Origin of the sequence: Streptomyces sp. NPDC052109, assembly GCF_040680195.1 — a bacterium.
In the GTDB taxonomy this organism is placed as follows: Bacteria; Actinomycetota; Actinomycetes; order Streptomycetales; family Streptomycetaceae; genus Streptomyces.
In genome coordinates, this window is sequence record NZ_JBFAWF010000008.1 from 1 (window position 1) to 14625 (window position 14625).

Sequence of the window (14625 nt, forward strand, 5' to 3'; positions counted from 1 at the left end):
GCCCTGCTGCTGTCCCTGCCCGGCTCACCGATCCTCTACTACGGCGACGAGATCGGCATGGGCGACAACATCTGGCTCGGCGACCGCGACGCCGTGCGCACCCCCATGCAGTGGACACCCGACCGCAACGCGGGCTTCTCCTCCTGCGACCCCGGACGCCTGTACCTGCCCACGATCATGGACCCGGTCTACGGCTACCAGGTCACCAACGTCGAGGCCTCGATGTCCTCGCCGTCCTCGCTGCTGCACTGGACGCGGCGCATGATCGAGATCCGCAAGCAGAACCCTGCCTTCGGACTGGGATCCTACGACGAGCTGCAGTCCTCCAACCCGGCGGTGCTCGCCTTCCTCCGGGAGTACGGCGACGACCTCGTGCTGTGCGTCCACAACTTCTCCCGCTTCGCCCAGCCCACCGAGCTGGACCTGCGGGCCTACGACGGACGGCACCCGGTGGAGCTGATCGGCGGAGTGCGTTTCCCCGCCATCGGTGAGCTTCCCTACCTGCTGACCCTGCAAGGCCACGGCTTCTACTGGTTCCGGCTCACCCGAGTCGCATCCCGCATCGGCCGCCGTCGCTGACGGACCGGCGCCGAGGAAAGGACGCGTCACCATGCCGAAGACCATCACCGCCCGACCAAGAGCCGCGGCGGGCCTCGACGGGCCCCTGGTCTCGCTGGGTGGGCTGCTGCGCGAATGGCTGCCGAGGCAACGCTGGTTCGCGGGCAAGGACCGGCCCGTCGCCGATCTGACGGCGCTCTGCGTGACCGAGTTGTTCCCCGGGTGTCTGCACCTGCTGGTGCACGCGTCGCACGCGCCCGTGCCCACGCCGGGCGGCACTCACCCGCCCGGCGACTGCTACCAGCTGCTGCTCGGCCTGCGCGAGCGCCTCGCCCCACGGCTGGAGCGGGCGTACATCGGGCGGGCCGAGCAGGGCCCGTTCGCCGGGCTGGCGGTCTACGACGCGCTGCACGACCCGCGCTCGGCCCATCTGCTGCTGGAACGGCTGCGGCGGCCCGGCGCGGCGGGCCCGCTGCGGTTCGAGGGGGACCCGGCCGCCGAGGTGCCCGGCGGTCTGCCGCCGCGGCTGCTGGACGCGGAGCAGTCCAACTCCTCCATCGTGTACGGCGACGCGTACATCCTCAAGGTCTTCCGCCGTATCCAGCCGGGGGTCAACCCGGACCTGGAGGTGACGGCCGCGCTGGCCGCGCAGGGGTGCACGCGGGTGCCCGCGCCGGTGGCCTGGTTCGGTACGACCGCGCCCCAGCCGGCCACACTGGGCGTGCTGCAGCCGTTCCTGCCGGACGCGTACGACGGCTGGACGCTTGCGCTGCGCGCGCTCGCCGCGGGCGACGACTTCACCGCAGAGGCCCAGGAACTGGGGCGGGCCATGGCCGAGGTGCACCTGGCGCTGGCCGAGGCGTTCGGCCCGGCCGGGCCGGGCGAGAACGGCCGTACGGCCGAGGCGATGTGCGCTCGGCTGGACGCGGCCGCGCACGCCGTGCCGGGGCTGCTGCCCTTCGTACCGGGGCTGCGCGCCGCGTTCGGGGCGCTCGCCACCTGCGACACCGGGCCGCCCGCCCAGCGCATCCACGGCGATCTGCACCTCGGGCAGGTACTGCGGGCCGGCCGCGACTGGTTCGTCATCGACTTCGAGGGCGAGCCGTCCCGGCCGCTGGCCGAGCGGCGGACCCCTCAGTCCCCCGTGCGGGACGTGGCGGGGATGCTGCGCTCCTTCGACTACGCGGCCCGGCAGCGCCGCCCCTGGCGACCCGAATGGGCGCGCCGCTGCCGGGAGGCGTTCTGCGCGGGCTACGCGGCCCGCGCCGGCTGGGATCCACGCAAGAAGCACGCGCTGCTGCGCGCGCACGAGACGGACAGGGCGGTCTACGAGGTGCTGTACGAGGCGAGACACCGGCCGGACTGGCTGCCGGTACCGATGGCGGCGATCAAACGGCTCGCCGTGTGGGGAGGCTGACGTCATGGCTCTGCGCGACACCTCGCTCCCGGAGGCCGCCGCCCCCGCGCCGGCGGCCGCGGTCCCGCTCGACCCGGCCGACCGCGGCCGGCTGCTCGGCGGCGCGCACCACGATCCGCACGCCCTGCTGGGCGCCCACCCGGTCCCGGGCGGCACCCTGTTCCGGGCACTGCGCCCCCACGCGCGGGTGGTGAACGTCGTCGTCGACGGCGTGCGCCACTCCCTGCGGTCGGAGGGCGACGGTCTCTTCGCGGCCGTGCTGCCGCACCCGGAGGTCCCGTCGTACACGCTGCTGGTGGCGTACGACGACGTCGAGCAGGAGGTGCACGACCCGTACCGTTTCCTGCCCGCGCTCGGCGAACTGGACCTGCATCTGATCCGGGAGGGCCGGCACGAGCAGCTGTGGCAGGCGCTCGGCGCCGAGCCGATGACGCACCAGGGTGTGGCCGGCACCCGCTTCACCGTGTGGGCGCCCAACGCCCAGGGAGTGCGGGTGGCCGGGGACTTCACGTACTGGGACGGCACGCAGTACCCGATGCGCTCGCTCGGCGCGTCGGGGGTGTGGGAGCTTTTCCTGCCCGGGATCGGCGAGGGCGCCCGGTACAAGTTCGAGATCACCTCGCGCTACGGCCACCGGTTCCTCAAGGCCGACCCGATGGCGCGGGGCACCGAGGTGCCGCCGGACACGGCGTCGGTCGTCACCGTGTCGCGGTACGAGTGGGGCGACACGGAGTGGATGGCGCACCGGGGTGACACGCCGGTGCACCGGGCGCCGTTCTCGGTGTACGAGGTCCACCTGCCGTCCTGGCGCCCGGGGCTGACCTACCGGCAGCTCGCGGACGAACTGCCCGCATACGTCAAGGACATGGGCTTCACGCACGTCGAGCTGATGCCGGTGGCCGGGCACCCGTTCAGCGGCTCGTGGGGCTACCAGGTCACCTCCTACTACGCGCCGACGCCCCGCCTCGGCTCCCCGGACGACTTCAAGTACCTGGTGGACGCGCTGCACCGGGCCGGCATCGGCGTGGTCATGGACTGGGTGCCGGCGCACTTCCCCAAGGACGACTGGGCGCTGGCCCGGTTCGACGGGGATCCGCTGTACGAACCCGGGGACGACCGGCGGGCCGAGCACCCGGACTGGGGGACGTACGAGTTCGACTTCGGCCGTACCGAGGTGCGCAACTTCCTGGTCGCCAACGCCGTCTACTGGTGCCAGGAGTTCCACATCGACGGGCTGCGCGTGGACGCCGTCGCCTCGATGCTCTACCTCGACTACTCGCGGGACTCCGGCCAGTGGGAGCCGAACGTCTTCGGCGGCCGCGAGGACCTGGACGCGGTGGCCTTCCTGCAGGAGATGAACGCCACCGTCTACCGGCGCTGCCCGGGTGTGGTGACCATCGCCGAGGAGTCCACCGCCTGGGACGGGGTCACCCGGCCGACGGACAGCGGCGGTCTCGGTTTCGGGCTCAAGTGGAACATGGGCTGGATGCACGACTCGCTCGTCTACGTCCAGAAGGAGCCGGTGCACCGCAAGTACCACCACAACGAGATGACCTTCTCGATGGTGTACGCCTACAGCGAGAACTACGTCCTGCCGATCTCCCACGACGAGGTCGTGCACGGCAAGCAGGCGCTGGTGTCGAAGATGCCGGGCGACTGGTGGCAGCGGCGGGCCAACCACCGCGCCTATCTGGGTTTCATGTGGGCCCATCCCGGCAAACAGCTGCTGTTCATGGGGCAGGAGTTCGCACAGGGGGCGGAGTGGTCCGAGGCGCAGGGGCCCGAGTGGTGGCTGCTGGGCGACGACTACCACTCGGCCGGTGACCACCGGGGCGTACAGGACCTCGTGCGGGACCTGAACACCGTGTACCGGGCGACCCCGGCCCTGTGGCAGCGGGACACCGACCCGGGCGGCTTCCGGTGGGTGCTGTGCGACGCGGCGGACGACAACGTCTTCGCGTTCGTGCGCTTCGCCGCCGACGGCTCGCCGCTGCTGGCGGTGTCGAACTTCTCCCCGGTCGTCCGGCAGGACTACCGGCTGTGGGTCCCGGACGAGATCCCCGTCCGTCCCTGGCAGGAGGAGCTGAACACCGACGACGTCCGCTACGGCGGCAGCGGCGTCGGCAGCGGGGAGCCGCTGAAGCCCGAGGACGGTTTCCTGAGGCTCACGCTGCCGCCGCTCGCCACGGTCTGGCTCGCGCCGGAGCACTGAAGCCACAGGTGTCGGCGGCCCGCCCAGGGGCAGTCGGGGGTCGTACGGACCTACGACTGCCCGTCGTGGCATGGACACGAAAGGGTGGCACCACGTGCGCACCGTCGGAGTGGAGGAGGAACTCCTTCTGGTCGACCCGGACACCGGCGACCCGAAGGCGTTGGCGGCAGCCGTCCTCGCCCGGGTCGCCCATGAAGATCCGGGGCAGGACGTGTTCGAGAAGGAGCTGTTCCGGCAGATGCTGGAGTTCGCCACGCATCCGCAGTCGGACATGACGGACCTCGGCGAGGAGATCGTGCGCTGCCGCAAGGAGGCGGCGCGGCACGCCGGGGAGCTGGGCTGCGCGGTCGTGGCGCTGGCCACCTCTCCCCTGCCGGTCAGCCCCTCCCTCAGCGTGAACGAGCGCTACGAGTGGCTGGCCGGCCAGTACGGGATACCGACCTGGGAGCAGCTGGTGTGCGGCTGCCATGTGCATGTGTCGGTGGAGTCCGACGAGGAGGGCATCGCCGTACTCGACCGGATCCGGCCCTGGCTCCCGGTGCTCCGGGCGATCAGCGCGAACTCCCCGTTCTGGCAGGGCCAGGACACCAGCTACGCCAGCTATCGCAGCCGGGTGTGGAACCGCTGGCCGTCGGCCGGGCCGACCGAGCCGTTCGTGTCGGCCGAGCGGTATCACCAGAGGGTGGCGGACATGCTGGCCACCGGTGCCCTGCTGGACACGAGGATGGTGTACTTCGACGCGCGGCTGTCCGCCCGTTATCCGACCGTGGAGATCCGGGTGGCGGACGTGTGCCTCTGCGCCGGCACCGCCGCGCTGATCGCCACGCTGTGCCGGGCGCTCGTGGAGACGGCTGCGCGGGACTGGCGGGCGGGCCGGCCGGCGCCCGACCACAGCGTGAGCCTGCTGCGGCTCGCCGACTGGCAGGCCGCCCGGTACGCCCTGGAGAAGGACCTGCTCGACCCGGCGACCATGCGTCCGGCCCCCGCCCCGCACGTCCTCAGGTCGCTGTTGGAGCACACCGGGGACGCGCTCACCGAGGTCGGCGACGCCGAGCGCGCCGAACAGGGCATGGCGGATCTGCTGCGTCGCGGCAACGGCGCGCGAGAGCAGCGCCGGCTGCTGGAGCGGGCCGGCAGCCTGCGGGACGTCGTCACCGAGTGCGTACGGCACACCCAGGGCTGAGCGCTCCGGTCAGACGATCAGTACCAGGGCGTACGCCAGGAAGAACAGCGCCACCAGGACGACGAGAACGAGGATCAGCGTCAGCGGCGCCTTCGCCCATCCTCTGTGCTGGACGTGCGGCTCCCTGGGCCCGGCCTCGGGGAGGCTGCTCTCGGCGGGCGGGGTCTCGCCCGGCGGCACTGAGCCGCCGGGCTCCAGCCCGGTGGTGCGCTCGGGTTCCGGATCTGGGTTCACATGGCTCATGTCTGCCGAGTCCCCCGGACAAGCCGACGTCATCAGCCCGATCACGACTTCGCCGTTCCGCGCCCCGAACGCGCTCACCTCGGCTACATTCGAGCACCGCCGACACAGAGCCGATCGGCGGTGTGACCCTCAGTACACCCAGGAGCAGCGCATGCGCGACGTCGCCCTCGCTCCCCCCCTTGCCCCACCGCTCACCGGCGGCCTCGCCGACAGCGTCTTCGACACCGCGGAGCGCGATCCCACCCTGCCGGTGCTCGCGCACCGCGCGGATCCGGCCGCCACCGTCTGGGAGGAGGTGACGGCCGTCGAGCTGCGGGACGAGGTGATGGACCTGGCCAAGGGGCTGGTCGCAGCCGGTGTGTCGCCGGGCCACCGGGTGGCCGTGATGTCCCGCACCCGCTACGAGTGGACCGTGTTCAGCCATGCGCTGTGGGCCGTCGGCGCGGAGGTCGTGCCGATCCATCCGGCCTCCTCGCGCGATCAGGTCGAGTGGATCCTGCGGGACGCGGGCTGTGTGGCCGTGATCGTCGAGGACGAGCAGGGCGTGATGACCGTAGGCACGGTGTGTGCCGGGCTGCCGCGTCTGCGCCATGTCTGGCAGCTGGACGCGGGCGCCCTGCCCGACCTCGTCCGGCAGGGCGCGCTCGTGCCGTACACCACCGTGGAGTCGCTGCGCCGGATCGTGCTGCCCGACGCCACGGCGGCGGTCGTCTACACCTCCGGCACCACCGGCCGTCCCCAGGGCTGCGCGCTCAGCCACCGCGGCCTCGCCTACCCCTGCGACACCCTGCTGGCCGGCTGGGCGCACACCGCGGCGCCGCCGGGCGAACAGCCGTCCGTGCTGGCCTTCCTGCCGTTCTCCCATGTGTACGGCCTCATGATCATGCTCACGTGTGTGCGCGGCGGCGTCCTGATGGCGCACGAGCCGGAGCTGACCGAGGCGACGCTGGCGTCGGCGCTGCGCACGTTCCGGCCGACGTATCTGTACGGCGTGCCGTCGGTGTTCGAGAAGCTGTACAAGACGTTCCTGCGGACCGCGGAGCAGGCGGGCCGGGGTGCCCTGTTCGAGCGGGCCGCGCAGACCGCGCGGGACTTCGCCGCGGCCGAGGAGCGCCGCCGGCTGGGCACCGGGCCGGGGCCGGGACTCGAGCTCCGGCTGCAACACGCCCTGTACGAGCGGACGGTGTACCGCAGACTGCGCGCCGCGCTCGGCGGGCGGGCGCTGCGCGGCACCTCCGGCGGATCCTCGCTGAGCCGCGAACTGACCCTGTTCTACGAGGGCATCGGCGTGTTCGTCCACGACGGGTACGGACTCACCGAGGCCTCCGGCGGCATCACCATGCAGCCGCTCGGCCGCGAGAAGTCCGGCACGGTGGGCCTGCCGCTGCCGGGCACCGAGGTGCAGGTGGCCGACGACGGGGAGATCCTGGTGCGCGGTCCGTCGGTGTTCCAGGGCTATGTCGGGGACGAGCAGGCGACGCGGGCGGCGCTGCGCGGCGGCTGGCTGGCCACCGGAGACATCGGACGGCTGGACTCCGAGGGCTATCTGACGATCACCGGGCGCAAGAAGGACATCATCGTCACGAGCGGCGGCAAGAGCGTCGCCCCGGCCCCGCTGGAGCAGCGGCTGCGCATGCATCCCCTGGTGCACCAGGCGGTGGTGATCGGCGACGACCGGCCCTGTGTCGGTGCCCTGATCACCCTGGACCCGGACTTCCTCGCGCACTGGCGGGGTGCCCTGGCGCTGCAGGGCGACAGCCCGGGCCGGGAGTCCCGCGAGGAGAGCGCGCTGCGCGAGGAGATCGCGCGGGCCGTCGCCACCGCGAACAGCACCGTCTCCCGGGCGGAGTCCATCAGGGTCCACCGCGTCCTGCCGGAGCCGTTCGCCACCGACAACGGGCTGCTCACGCCCTCGATGAAGCTGCGGCGGGAGGAGATCGTCCGGCACTACGCCGTGGAGATCGAGGCGATGTACCAGGCGCGGTCCCGGGTGCCGCGGGGCCGGCCGGAGCCGGCGGACTGGGAGGAGCAGGACGACGTCTTCCGCTGACGGTCCCGCACGCGCCGGTCCCGCCGTCACGACTGCGGGCCGGGCGGACGGATAGCTCGCCCGGCTCTGGGGAACCCGCGAGCGCAGAAGGAGATCAGACAGACCTACGGCCGTCCCGGCCGCCGCGGCCGCCGAGGCCGCGACCGGCCGGGAGCGGGGATTGCGAGATGGCGACGGAGCGGCGTGGGGACGGCACACCGCCTGCGGAGGACAGGTACGAACGCACCTTCTCCTTCGCGGGTGAGCTGCGCAACGTCACGGAAGCGCGGCTCGCCGCGGAGGAGTTCCTGGGCGCGCTCGCCGTGCAGTCGCCGCCGGCCGAGCACGAGTACTGGGACGACATTCTGCTGGTCGTGACGGAGCTGGCCGCCAACGTGATCCAGTACGCGCCCGGCCCGTTCCGGCTGCGGATGCGGCGCACCTTCGACGGCGTGCACGTGACCATGCGCGACACGAGCACGATCCGGCCGGAACCGCGGCCCTTCCACCCGCGCACGGGCGGCGGCGGCATCGGCTGGCACCTGATGCACACGCTGTGCACGCAGGTCAGCGTGGTCGTCGACGACGAGGGCAAGGACATCCACGCGTTCCTGCCCTGGTGACGTGCGCGGGGTTCGGCGGTCGCGCCACGTGTACGGCACGCGCGTACGACGTGTATGTGTGCGGCATCCGGTTACTCCAGTCCGGGCGGGGGCATGCTGGTGCCCACGCGTTCGTCTGCCTGCCGTACCCAGCTGGCGGAACGGCTCGGGCCACGGTGGGATCGAAGGTGGTGTGCACCGATCCAGGGCAAACGAACGGCGTCGAGTCGGACCGCCTGGAGCCGCAGAAAGGGATGAACACCGTGACACGACCCAGGATCCTGGTGGTTGGCGCAGGCTTCGCCGGAGTCGAGTGCGTCCGCCGCCTGGAGCGCAAACTCGCTCCCGCCGAGGCCGACGTCACCCTGGTGACGCCGAACTCCTACCAGTTGTACCTGCCCCTGCTGCCCCAGGTCGCCTCCGGGGTGCTCACGCCGCAGTCGATCGCTCTGAGCCTGCGCCGCAGCAAGAAGTACCGCACCCGGATCATCCCGGGCGGCGCGATCGGCGTGGACCTGAAGGCCAAGGTGTGCGTCGTCCGCACCATCACCGACAAGATCGTCAACGAACCCTACGACTACATCGTGCTGGCCCCGGGCAGCGTGACCCGCACTTTCGACATCCCGGGGCTGACCGAGCACGCCTTCGGGATGAAGACCCTCGCCGAGGCCGCCTACATCCGCGACCACGTCATCACCCAGCTCGACCTCGCCGACGCCAGCGACGACCCGGCCGAGCGGGCCGCCCGGCTGCAGTTCGTGGTGGTCGGCGGCGGCTATGCGGGGACCGAGACCGCCGCGTGTCTGCAACGGCTGACGCACGCCGCCGTACAGCGCTACCCGCGTCTGGACTCCGGTCTGATCAAGTGGCATCTGATCGACATCGCTCCCAAGCTGATGCCGGAGCTGGGCGAGAAGCTCGGCCGCAGCGCACAGGAGATCCTGGGGCGGCGCGGCATCGAGGTGTCGCTGGGCGTGTCCATCGAGAAGGCCGGGGCGGAGGAGGTCACCTTCACCGACGGCCGGGTGGTGCCGACGCACACACTGATCTGGACGGCCGGTGTGGTCGCGAGCCCGCTGATCGCCACCCTCGGCGCTGAGACGGTCCGCGGCCGGCTCGCGGTCACCGCCGAGATGACCCTGCCCGGCCACGACGGCGTGTTCGCACTCGGGGACGCGGCCGCCGTGCCGGACGAGGCCAAGGACGAACCGGGCGCGGTCTGCCCGCCCACCGCGCAGCACGCCATGCGGCAGGGCAGGAAGGTCGCCGACAACGTCATCGCGACCCTGCGCGGCCTCCCGCCCACCCCGTACGTGCACCGCGATCTCGGTCTCGTCGTCGACCTCGGCGGCAAGGACGCGGTGTCCAAGCCGCTCGGCGTCGAGTTGCGCGGTGTGCTGGCCCAGGCGGTGGCCCGCGGCTACCACTGGTCGGCGCTGCGCACCAACGTCGCCAAGACCCGGGTGATGACCAACTGGCTGCTGAACTCGGTCGCCGGTGACGATTTCGTCCGCACCGGCTTCCAGGCCCGCAAGCCGGCCCGGCTGAAGGACTTCGAGTTCACCGACGCGTATCTGACGCCGGAGCAGGTGCGGGCCCAGGTGGAGGGCACGGGCGTCCAGAACCTCTGATGTGACGCTGGTCTCCGAGGACCGCCGGTCACCGTCCGGCGGATCGGCGGTCCCACCCGATGATCGGCGGACGCCCCGCGGATAAGACAGACCGCCATGGCCGAGAAGACCGTGCAGGGCCCGGCGCGTTGGTTCCCCTCGTTCGGGAAGAAGTACGGCCGTGCGATCGCCGAGTGGCAGGGGCTGGTCCGCTCCTCGCCGCCGACCACGCACAGGGAACTGACCGGCCGGCTCCGGTCCGGGCGCGGTCTCGGCCCCGGCCATGCCGACGCCCTGGTGGCCGCGCCCCTGGCCGAGGACAAGTAGCCGGCGCCGGCGTGCGATGCTGGGTCGGAGATCGATTTCTGGCACGGGAGAGAGCGCGGCGGCGTGAGCACAGCGGGACGGTCGGGGCGGGTACGGATGTGGGACCGGCTCGCGGCGTCCGATCCAGGGCTGCTGCGGCTTGCGGCGGGAGCGCGCACGGTCACCGCGATCGCCCTCACTCTCGCCGTCCTGGCCGCCCTGCGGGTGCCGGTGCCCCAACTGGTCGCCGGCGCCATGTCGGCGATGGTGTCGACCTTCGCCATCCGGGAGAAGCAGCGCTCCCGGCAGGCCGTGACCCTCGTGCTCGGTCTCCCGGTGGCGCTGGCCTCGGTGTCGCTGGGCGCGCTGCTGAACCAACAGGTCGTCGCCGGCGACCTGTTCTTCGTCGCCCTCATCTTCTGCGCGGTCTACGGCCGCCGGTTCGGCGACCGGGGCACGGCGCTGGGCCTGATCGGGTTTCAGATCTACTTCCTCTCCCTGTTCGTGCACGCGGCCACGCCCACACTGCCCGCCCTGTACGGGGTCATCTGTGTGGCGTTCGCCTGCAGCGCCACCGCGCGCTTCGTGCTGCTGCCGCAGACCCCGGCGGGCACGCTGGACCGGCTGCGGCGGGCCTTCCGTGCCCGGCTCGCGCAGCTGATCGCCGTCCAGGCAGAGTTGCTGGACGCCGGTCCGGACGACGTCGACAAGGTCCTGGACGATCTGCGCACGGCCACCGCGCGGCTGCACGAGACGGCGCTGATGATCCAGGGGCGGCTGGAGGACGGCACCTCCGACGCGGCGGCGGCCAGGCTGCTGCAGCGCCGGGTCGCCGACGCCGAGATCGCCTCCGAGCGGCTCGGGCTGCTGCTGCTCACCGCGCGCAGCGCCGAGCGGACCGACACCCTGACCCTGCATCTGCCGGGCGCCCCGCTGCCCTCGGGCGGGGAGCTGCCGGTGCGGGACGAGGCGTCCGCGGCGCTGCGACGGGATCTGCAGGCGCTGCGGCTGCTGATGCTGCGGCCGGTCGGCGAGGCCCGGGGCACCGCGCTGGCCCAGGTGCGCAACCGGCTGCTCGGCTACCGCGAGGAGGAGAACCTGCCCAAGGCCTCCCCGGCCGTGCAGGACGTCTTCCGGGGGCTCGGCGAGGCCGCGAGGGCCGCGCTGGGTCTGCGGCTGGCGCTGGACGGGCCGCAGGACGAGTCCGACGACAGCCCGGCGACCATCCGCTCGCGCGAGGAGCTGGACGCGGAGGACGCCGCGATCGAGGCCGGCGAGGAGGCCGAGGCCGAGGAGCCGGAGCCGACCGGTCTCCGGCGGCCCACGACACGGGCCGCGGTCCAGGTGGCCGTCGGTTCCGCGCTGGCCATCGCGGGTGGCGAGATGCTGTCCGGTCAGCGCTGGTACTGGGCGGTGCTGACGTGCTGGATCGTGTTCATCAACACCGCCTCCACCGGCGAGATCCTGGTGAAGGGCTACCGGCGGCTGCTGGGCACGGTGCTCGGTGTGGTGGCCGGCATCGGACTCGCCGGGCTGGTCGGGCACCACACCTGGACGGCGTTCGCGCTGGTGCTGGTGTTCATCTTCGCGATGTTCTACACCGCTCCGCTCTCGTACACGCTCATGTCGTTCTTCGTGACGGCGATGCTGGGGCTGCTGTACACCCTGCTGAACACCTACAGCATGTCCGTGCTGGTGCTGCGGGTGGAGGAGACTGCGCTCGGCGCGGCCTGCGGGGTGATCGCGGCGGCGGTGGTGCTGCCGATCCGCACCGACCGCCGTACCAACGAGCTCCTCGTCACGGTCCTGGACCGGCTCGCCGACGTCACCCGGGCCGCCGTCGACCAGTTGAGCGGCGGGGTCGGCGCCGGTCTGGTGGAGCAGGCGCGCGACCTGGACCAGGCGCTGGCCGACCTGCGTGCGGCCATCCAGCCGCTGACCCATCCGATCACCCCGCTGCGCTCACGCCGGGACACCGCGCGGTACGTGGTGGCGTTGCTGGAGACCTGCGCCTACCACGGACGCTCGCTCGCGGCCACCGCCGAGCTGCTGCCGACGCACCCGTCGATCGCGGCGGACCCCCGGCTGAGCGGGGCGTGCAGGCGGATCGTGCACAACATCGAGGCGATCGCCGCACATGTCGCCGACCCGCGGGCGACGGCGGAGATCGAAACCGGCTCCAGCATCGCCTCGATGCTGGAGCCGGGAACCCTGCGCACCCCGCGCTACGGCCGGGTCACCGACCGGGTGCTGCGCCACCTGCAGCGCCTGGACGAGGCGGTCTCGGGTCTGGCCCGGCCGCTCGGCATCACGGCCGGGCCGGACCGGCCGAAGAAGTGACGGCGCCCCGGCCGCGCCCTCATGCCGGGTCGGTCCCGCACGCGTGCCGGCCCATCGCCTCGTCGCGCACGCGGGCGCAGCTGCGGCTGATCAGCCGGGAGACGTGCATCTGGGAGATGCCCAGCTGGTCGGCGATGCGGCTCTGCGTCATGTCCTCGAAAAACCGCATGTAGAGGATGGTCCGCTCCCGCTCGGGCAGCCGGCGCAGCCCCTCCTTGGCGGCCTCGCGGTCGATCACGACGTCGTAGGAGGAGTCCATGGCACCGAGGGTGTCGGCCAGGCTGTAACCGTCGTCGCCGGTGGCCAGTTCGGCGTCCAGGGACAGGGTGCTGAAGCTCTCCAGTGCCTCCATGCCCGCGCCGACCTCCTCCTCGGTGAGGCCGGTGTGGGCGGCCATTTCGGCGACGGTGGGCTCGGAGCTGCCGGGGTGCTGGGTGAGTTCGCGGCGGGCGATGCGCACCCGGTTGCGCAGTTCCTGGACCCGGCGCGGCACCCTCAGGGCCCACATCCGGTCCCGGAAGTGCCGCTTCACCTCACCGGTGATGGTCGGCACGGCGTAGCTCTCGAAGGCCCCGCGGGACGGGTCGAAGCGATCGACAGCCTTGACCAGCCCGAGCGCGGCCACCTGCCGCAGGTCCTCCACGGACTCGCCCCGGTCCCGGAAGCGGCCGGCGATCCGGTGGGCCATGGGCAACCAGGCGGCGACGAGTTCGTCTCGTACGGCGTCCCGCTCCGGTCCGTCGTCCAGTTCCGCGAGCCGGGCGAAGAGTTCCGCGGTGTCAGGGGCGTCGTCATGGGTGCGCCGCGCGGGTGCGCCGGCGTCTGCGGTCGTGGCGTGCGTGTCGCGACGGCTTGTCGACATGTCGGTCAGCATGCGGAATCGCTCCTGAACGGGGTTTCAGGGCACAGCGCCGGAACGGGGTTCCCGGCTCGGCCCGAACGGTGGTGTCAGGGTTCGCCGCGGGTGATCCGCCCGGTCCGCCAGGAGGGGGACCCAGGCAGTCATAACTGTTCCCGCTGGGCGCGCGCCTCCGGTCCGAAGCACGAGTTTCCGCCTGCCCCCGGGTCCGGAGCGCAAACACGGCGCGGGCGGAACTTCCCGGACGGCTTCAGTGCAGCGGTACGACGGCCGTGATGCGCTTGCCCCCACAGGGCAGCTGCGCGACCCGGACGTCCCGCGCCAGCCAGCACACGATGGGCCAGCCGCGACCGCCGGGCCGGGTGTGGCCGTGTTCGTCGACGGGCGCGGCGGCCGCCGGCAGCTCGTCACTGCGGTCGCTCACCGACACGTGGACGCCCGCGGAGTCGACATCGACGTCGAAGCCGGTGATACCGCCGCCGTGCAGGATCGCGTTGGTGGTGAGCTCCGAGGTGACCAGCAGGGCGTCCTCCATGGCCGCGGCACCGCACGCCATGGCGCGGGCCCGGCACCGTTCGGCCACGACGCTCCGCACCGTTCTGCGGGCGTCGGCGGGCCGGTACGGCAACCGGCGGCGCGGTTCCCGCAGCGTGGCGGAGGAGCTGGTCCGGTGCTTGTCGCGCATCCTTTTCCTCCCTGACCTCCGACCGGAGATTCTGTACTCTCTCCTCTTTCGCCTGACCGCGTCCCGGACACTCAAACACCGTCAGTGCCCGTGTCATCACTGCGGACCGAGCGGGTACCCGACGGCCATGACCGATGTCGTGGACGCGGACGAGTTGTTGCGGCGCATCCGGCGCGGCCGGGAGTGTGCGGCCGAGGAGGAACGGGCCTGGCGGGAACGCGCGCAGAGCCTGACGGCGACGGATCCGGAGGGCGCCCGGGAGGCGGCGGACCGGGCGCGGGCGTTCGAGGCGGTGCTGCGGGTGCTGGAGGAGATCGTCAGCCCGGGCGGGGGGCCGGTCCCGGCGGGAGGCGTGAAACAGGTCACCTGACCGCCTTTCGGTTACCCGAAGGGCCGCCAGATGGTTTATCGTTCATACATACGTGATGCCGGAGGTGACCGGAACCGTCCTTCCTCCCTCCACCCGCATCACCGCATACGGCCCTGGCTGGTTTCCCCCGTCCAGCCAGGGCTTCTTGCTGCCCGGAACCGGTGGCGGGCGAAGGGCGCGACGAGGAAATCCCCGTCCTTCGAGGTGCCCG

Annotated in this window: 13 protein-coding genes; 10 read left to right on the plus strand and 3 right to left on the minus strand. The window is 72.2% G+C overall.

Features of this window, described 5'->3' with window-relative positions; genetic code table 11:
- The 4 genes from AB0L59_RS18170 to AB0L59_RS18185 form a co-directional block, all read left to right on the plus strand.
- Window positions 1–579, plus strand: a 579-nt coding sequence (locus AB0L59_RS18170; protein ID WP_365584392.1) for an alpha-glucosidase C-terminal domain-containing protein, incomplete at its 5' end; no start/stop codon positions are given.
- Window positions 580–610: 31 nt separating this feature from the next.
- A complete protein-coding gene (locus tag AB0L59_RS18175) occupies window positions 611–1975 on the plus strand; it encodes a maltokinase (protein WP_365584393.1) in 1365 nt (454 codons plus the stop codon).
- 4 nt (window positions 1976–1979) lie between these two features.
- Complete coding sequence (gene glgB, locus AB0L59_RS18180) at window positions 1980–4187, plus strand: 1,4-alpha-glucan branching enzyme (protein ID WP_365584396.1); 2208 nt, start codon at window positions 1980–1982, stop codon at window positions 4185–4187.
- A 94-nt stretch (window positions 4188–4281) separates the two neighbouring features.
- A complete protein-coding gene (locus AB0L59_RS18185; protein WP_365584399.1) occupies window positions 4282–5370 on the plus strand; it encodes a glutamate--cysteine ligase in 1089 nt (362 codons plus the stop codon).
- A gap of 9 nt (window positions 5371–5379) precedes the next feature.
- On the opposite strand, the gene AB0L59_RS18190 is transcribed toward AB0L59_RS18185, so the two are convergent.
- Window positions 5380–5613 carry a DUF6480 family protein gene (locus AB0L59_RS18190; RefSeq protein ID WP_365584402.1) on the minus strand — a complete coding sequence of 78 codons (234 nt, stop codon included), beginning with the start codon at window positions 5611–5613 and terminating at the stop codon, window positions 5380–5382.
- 151 nt (window positions 5614–5764) lie between these two features.
- On the opposite strand from AB0L59_RS18190, the gene AB0L59_RS18195 reads away from it, so the two are divergent.
- The 5 genes from AB0L59_RS18195 (at window position 5765) to AB0L59_RS18215 (ending at window position 12500) form a co-directional block, all read left to right on the plus strand.
- The gene (locus AB0L59_RS18195; protein WP_365584405.1) at window positions 5765–7663 is read left to right on the plus strand and encodes an AMP-dependent synthetase/ligase; all 1899 of its coding nucleotides are present in this window, start codon (window positions 5765–5767) and stop codon (window positions 7661–7663) included.
- 167 nt (window positions 7664–7830) lie between these two features.
- Window positions 7831–8265 (plus strand): ATP-binding protein, encoded by a 435-nt coding sequence (locus tag AB0L59_RS18200; RefSeq protein WP_365584408.1) that lies wholly within the window; start codon window positions 7831–7833, stop codon window positions 8263–8265.
- Between the two features lie 233 nt (window positions 8266–8498).
- Window positions 8499–9875, plus strand: a complete 1377-nt coding sequence (locus tag AB0L59_RS18205; RefSeq protein WP_365584410.1) for an NAD(P)/FAD-dependent oxidoreductase — start codon at window positions 8499–8501, stop codon at window positions 9873–9875.
- Window positions 9876–9971: 96 nt separating this feature from the next.
- Window positions 9972–10181 carry a DUF4287 domain-containing protein gene (locus AB0L59_RS18210; protein WP_365584412.1) on the plus strand — a complete coding sequence of 70 codons (210 nt, stop codon included), beginning with the start codon at window positions 9972–9974 and terminating at the stop codon, window positions 10179–10181.
- A gap of 96 nt (window positions 10182–10277) precedes the next feature.
- Window positions 10278–12500, plus strand: a complete 2223-nt coding sequence (locus tag AB0L59_RS18215) for an FUSC family protein (protein ID WP_365585042.1) — start codon at window positions 10278–10280, stop codon at window positions 12498–12500.
- Between the two features lie 19 nt (window positions 12501–12519).
- On the opposite strand, the gene AB0L59_RS18220 is transcribed toward AB0L59_RS18215, so the two are convergent.
- Window positions 12520–13374 (minus strand): SigB/SigF/SigG family RNA polymerase sigma factor, encoded by an 855-nt coding sequence (locus AB0L59_RS18220; protein ID WP_365584414.1) that lies wholly within the window; start codon window positions 13372–13374, stop codon window positions 12520–12522.
- Window positions 13375–13609: 235 nt separating this feature from the next.
- Window positions 13610–14044, minus strand: coding sequence for an ATP-binding protein (locus tag AB0L59_RS18225; RefSeq protein WP_365584416.1), 435 nt, complete (start codon window positions 14042–14044; stop codon window positions 13610–13612).
- A 127-nt stretch (window positions 14045–14171) separates the two neighbouring features.
- Here AB0L59_RS18225 and AB0L59_RS18230 point away from each other — a divergent pair, with 127 nt between their 5' ends.
- The gene (locus tag AB0L59_RS18230; protein ID WP_365584419.1) at window positions 14172–14414 is read left to right on the plus strand and encodes a hypothetical protein; all 243 of its coding nucleotides are present in this window, start codon (window positions 14172–14174) and stop codon (window positions 14412–14414) included.
- Window positions 14415–14625 lie beyond the last annotated feature (211 nt).

Bases quoted from the DNA above. Each gene is read 5' to 3' on its own strand.
- AB0L59_RS18175 (WP_365584393.1), top strand. From the start codon at position 611: ATGCCGAAGACCATCACCGCCCGACCAAGAGCCGCGGCGGGCCTCGAC.
- AB0L59_RS18210 (WP_365584412.1), top strand. From the start codon at position 9,972: ATGGCCGAGAAGACCGTGCAGGGCCCGGCGCGTTGGTTCCCCTCGTTC.
- AB0L59_RS18200 (WP_365584408.1), top strand. From the start codon at position 7,831: ATGGCGACGGAGCGGCGTGGGGACGGCACACCGCCTGCGGAGGACAGG.
- AB0L59_RS18230 (WP_365584419.1), top strand. From the start codon at position 14,172: ATGACCGATGTCGTGGACGCGGACGAGTTGTTGCGGCGCATCCGGCGC.
- AB0L59_RS18220 (WP_365584414.1), bottom strand. From the start codon at position 13,374: ATGCTGACCGACATGTCGACAAGCCGTCGCGACACGCACGCCACGACC.
- AB0L59_RS18215 (WP_365585042.1), top strand. From the start codon at position 10,278: ATGTGGGACCGGCTCGCGGCGTCCGATCCAGGGCTGCTGCGGCTTGCG.
- glgB (WP_365584396.1), top strand. From the start codon at position 1,980: ATGGCTCTGCGCGACACCTCGCTCCCGGAGGCCGCCGCCCCCGCGCCG.
- AB0L59_RS18205 (WP_365584410.1), top strand. From the start codon at position 8,499: ATGAACACCGTGACACGACCCAGGATCCTGGTGGTTGGCGCAGGCTTC.
- AB0L59_RS18195 (WP_365584405.1), top strand. From the start codon at position 5,765: ATGCGCGACGTCGCCCTCGCTCCCCCCCTTGCCCCACCGCTCACCGGC.
- AB0L59_RS18190 (WP_365584402.1), bottom strand. From the start codon at position 5,613: ATGAGCCATGTGAACCCAGATCCGGAACCCGAGCGCACCACCGGGCTG.
- AB0L59_RS18225 (WP_365584416.1), bottom strand. From the start codon at position 14,044: ATGCGCGACAAGCACCGGACCAGCTCCTCCGCCACGCTGCGGGAACCG.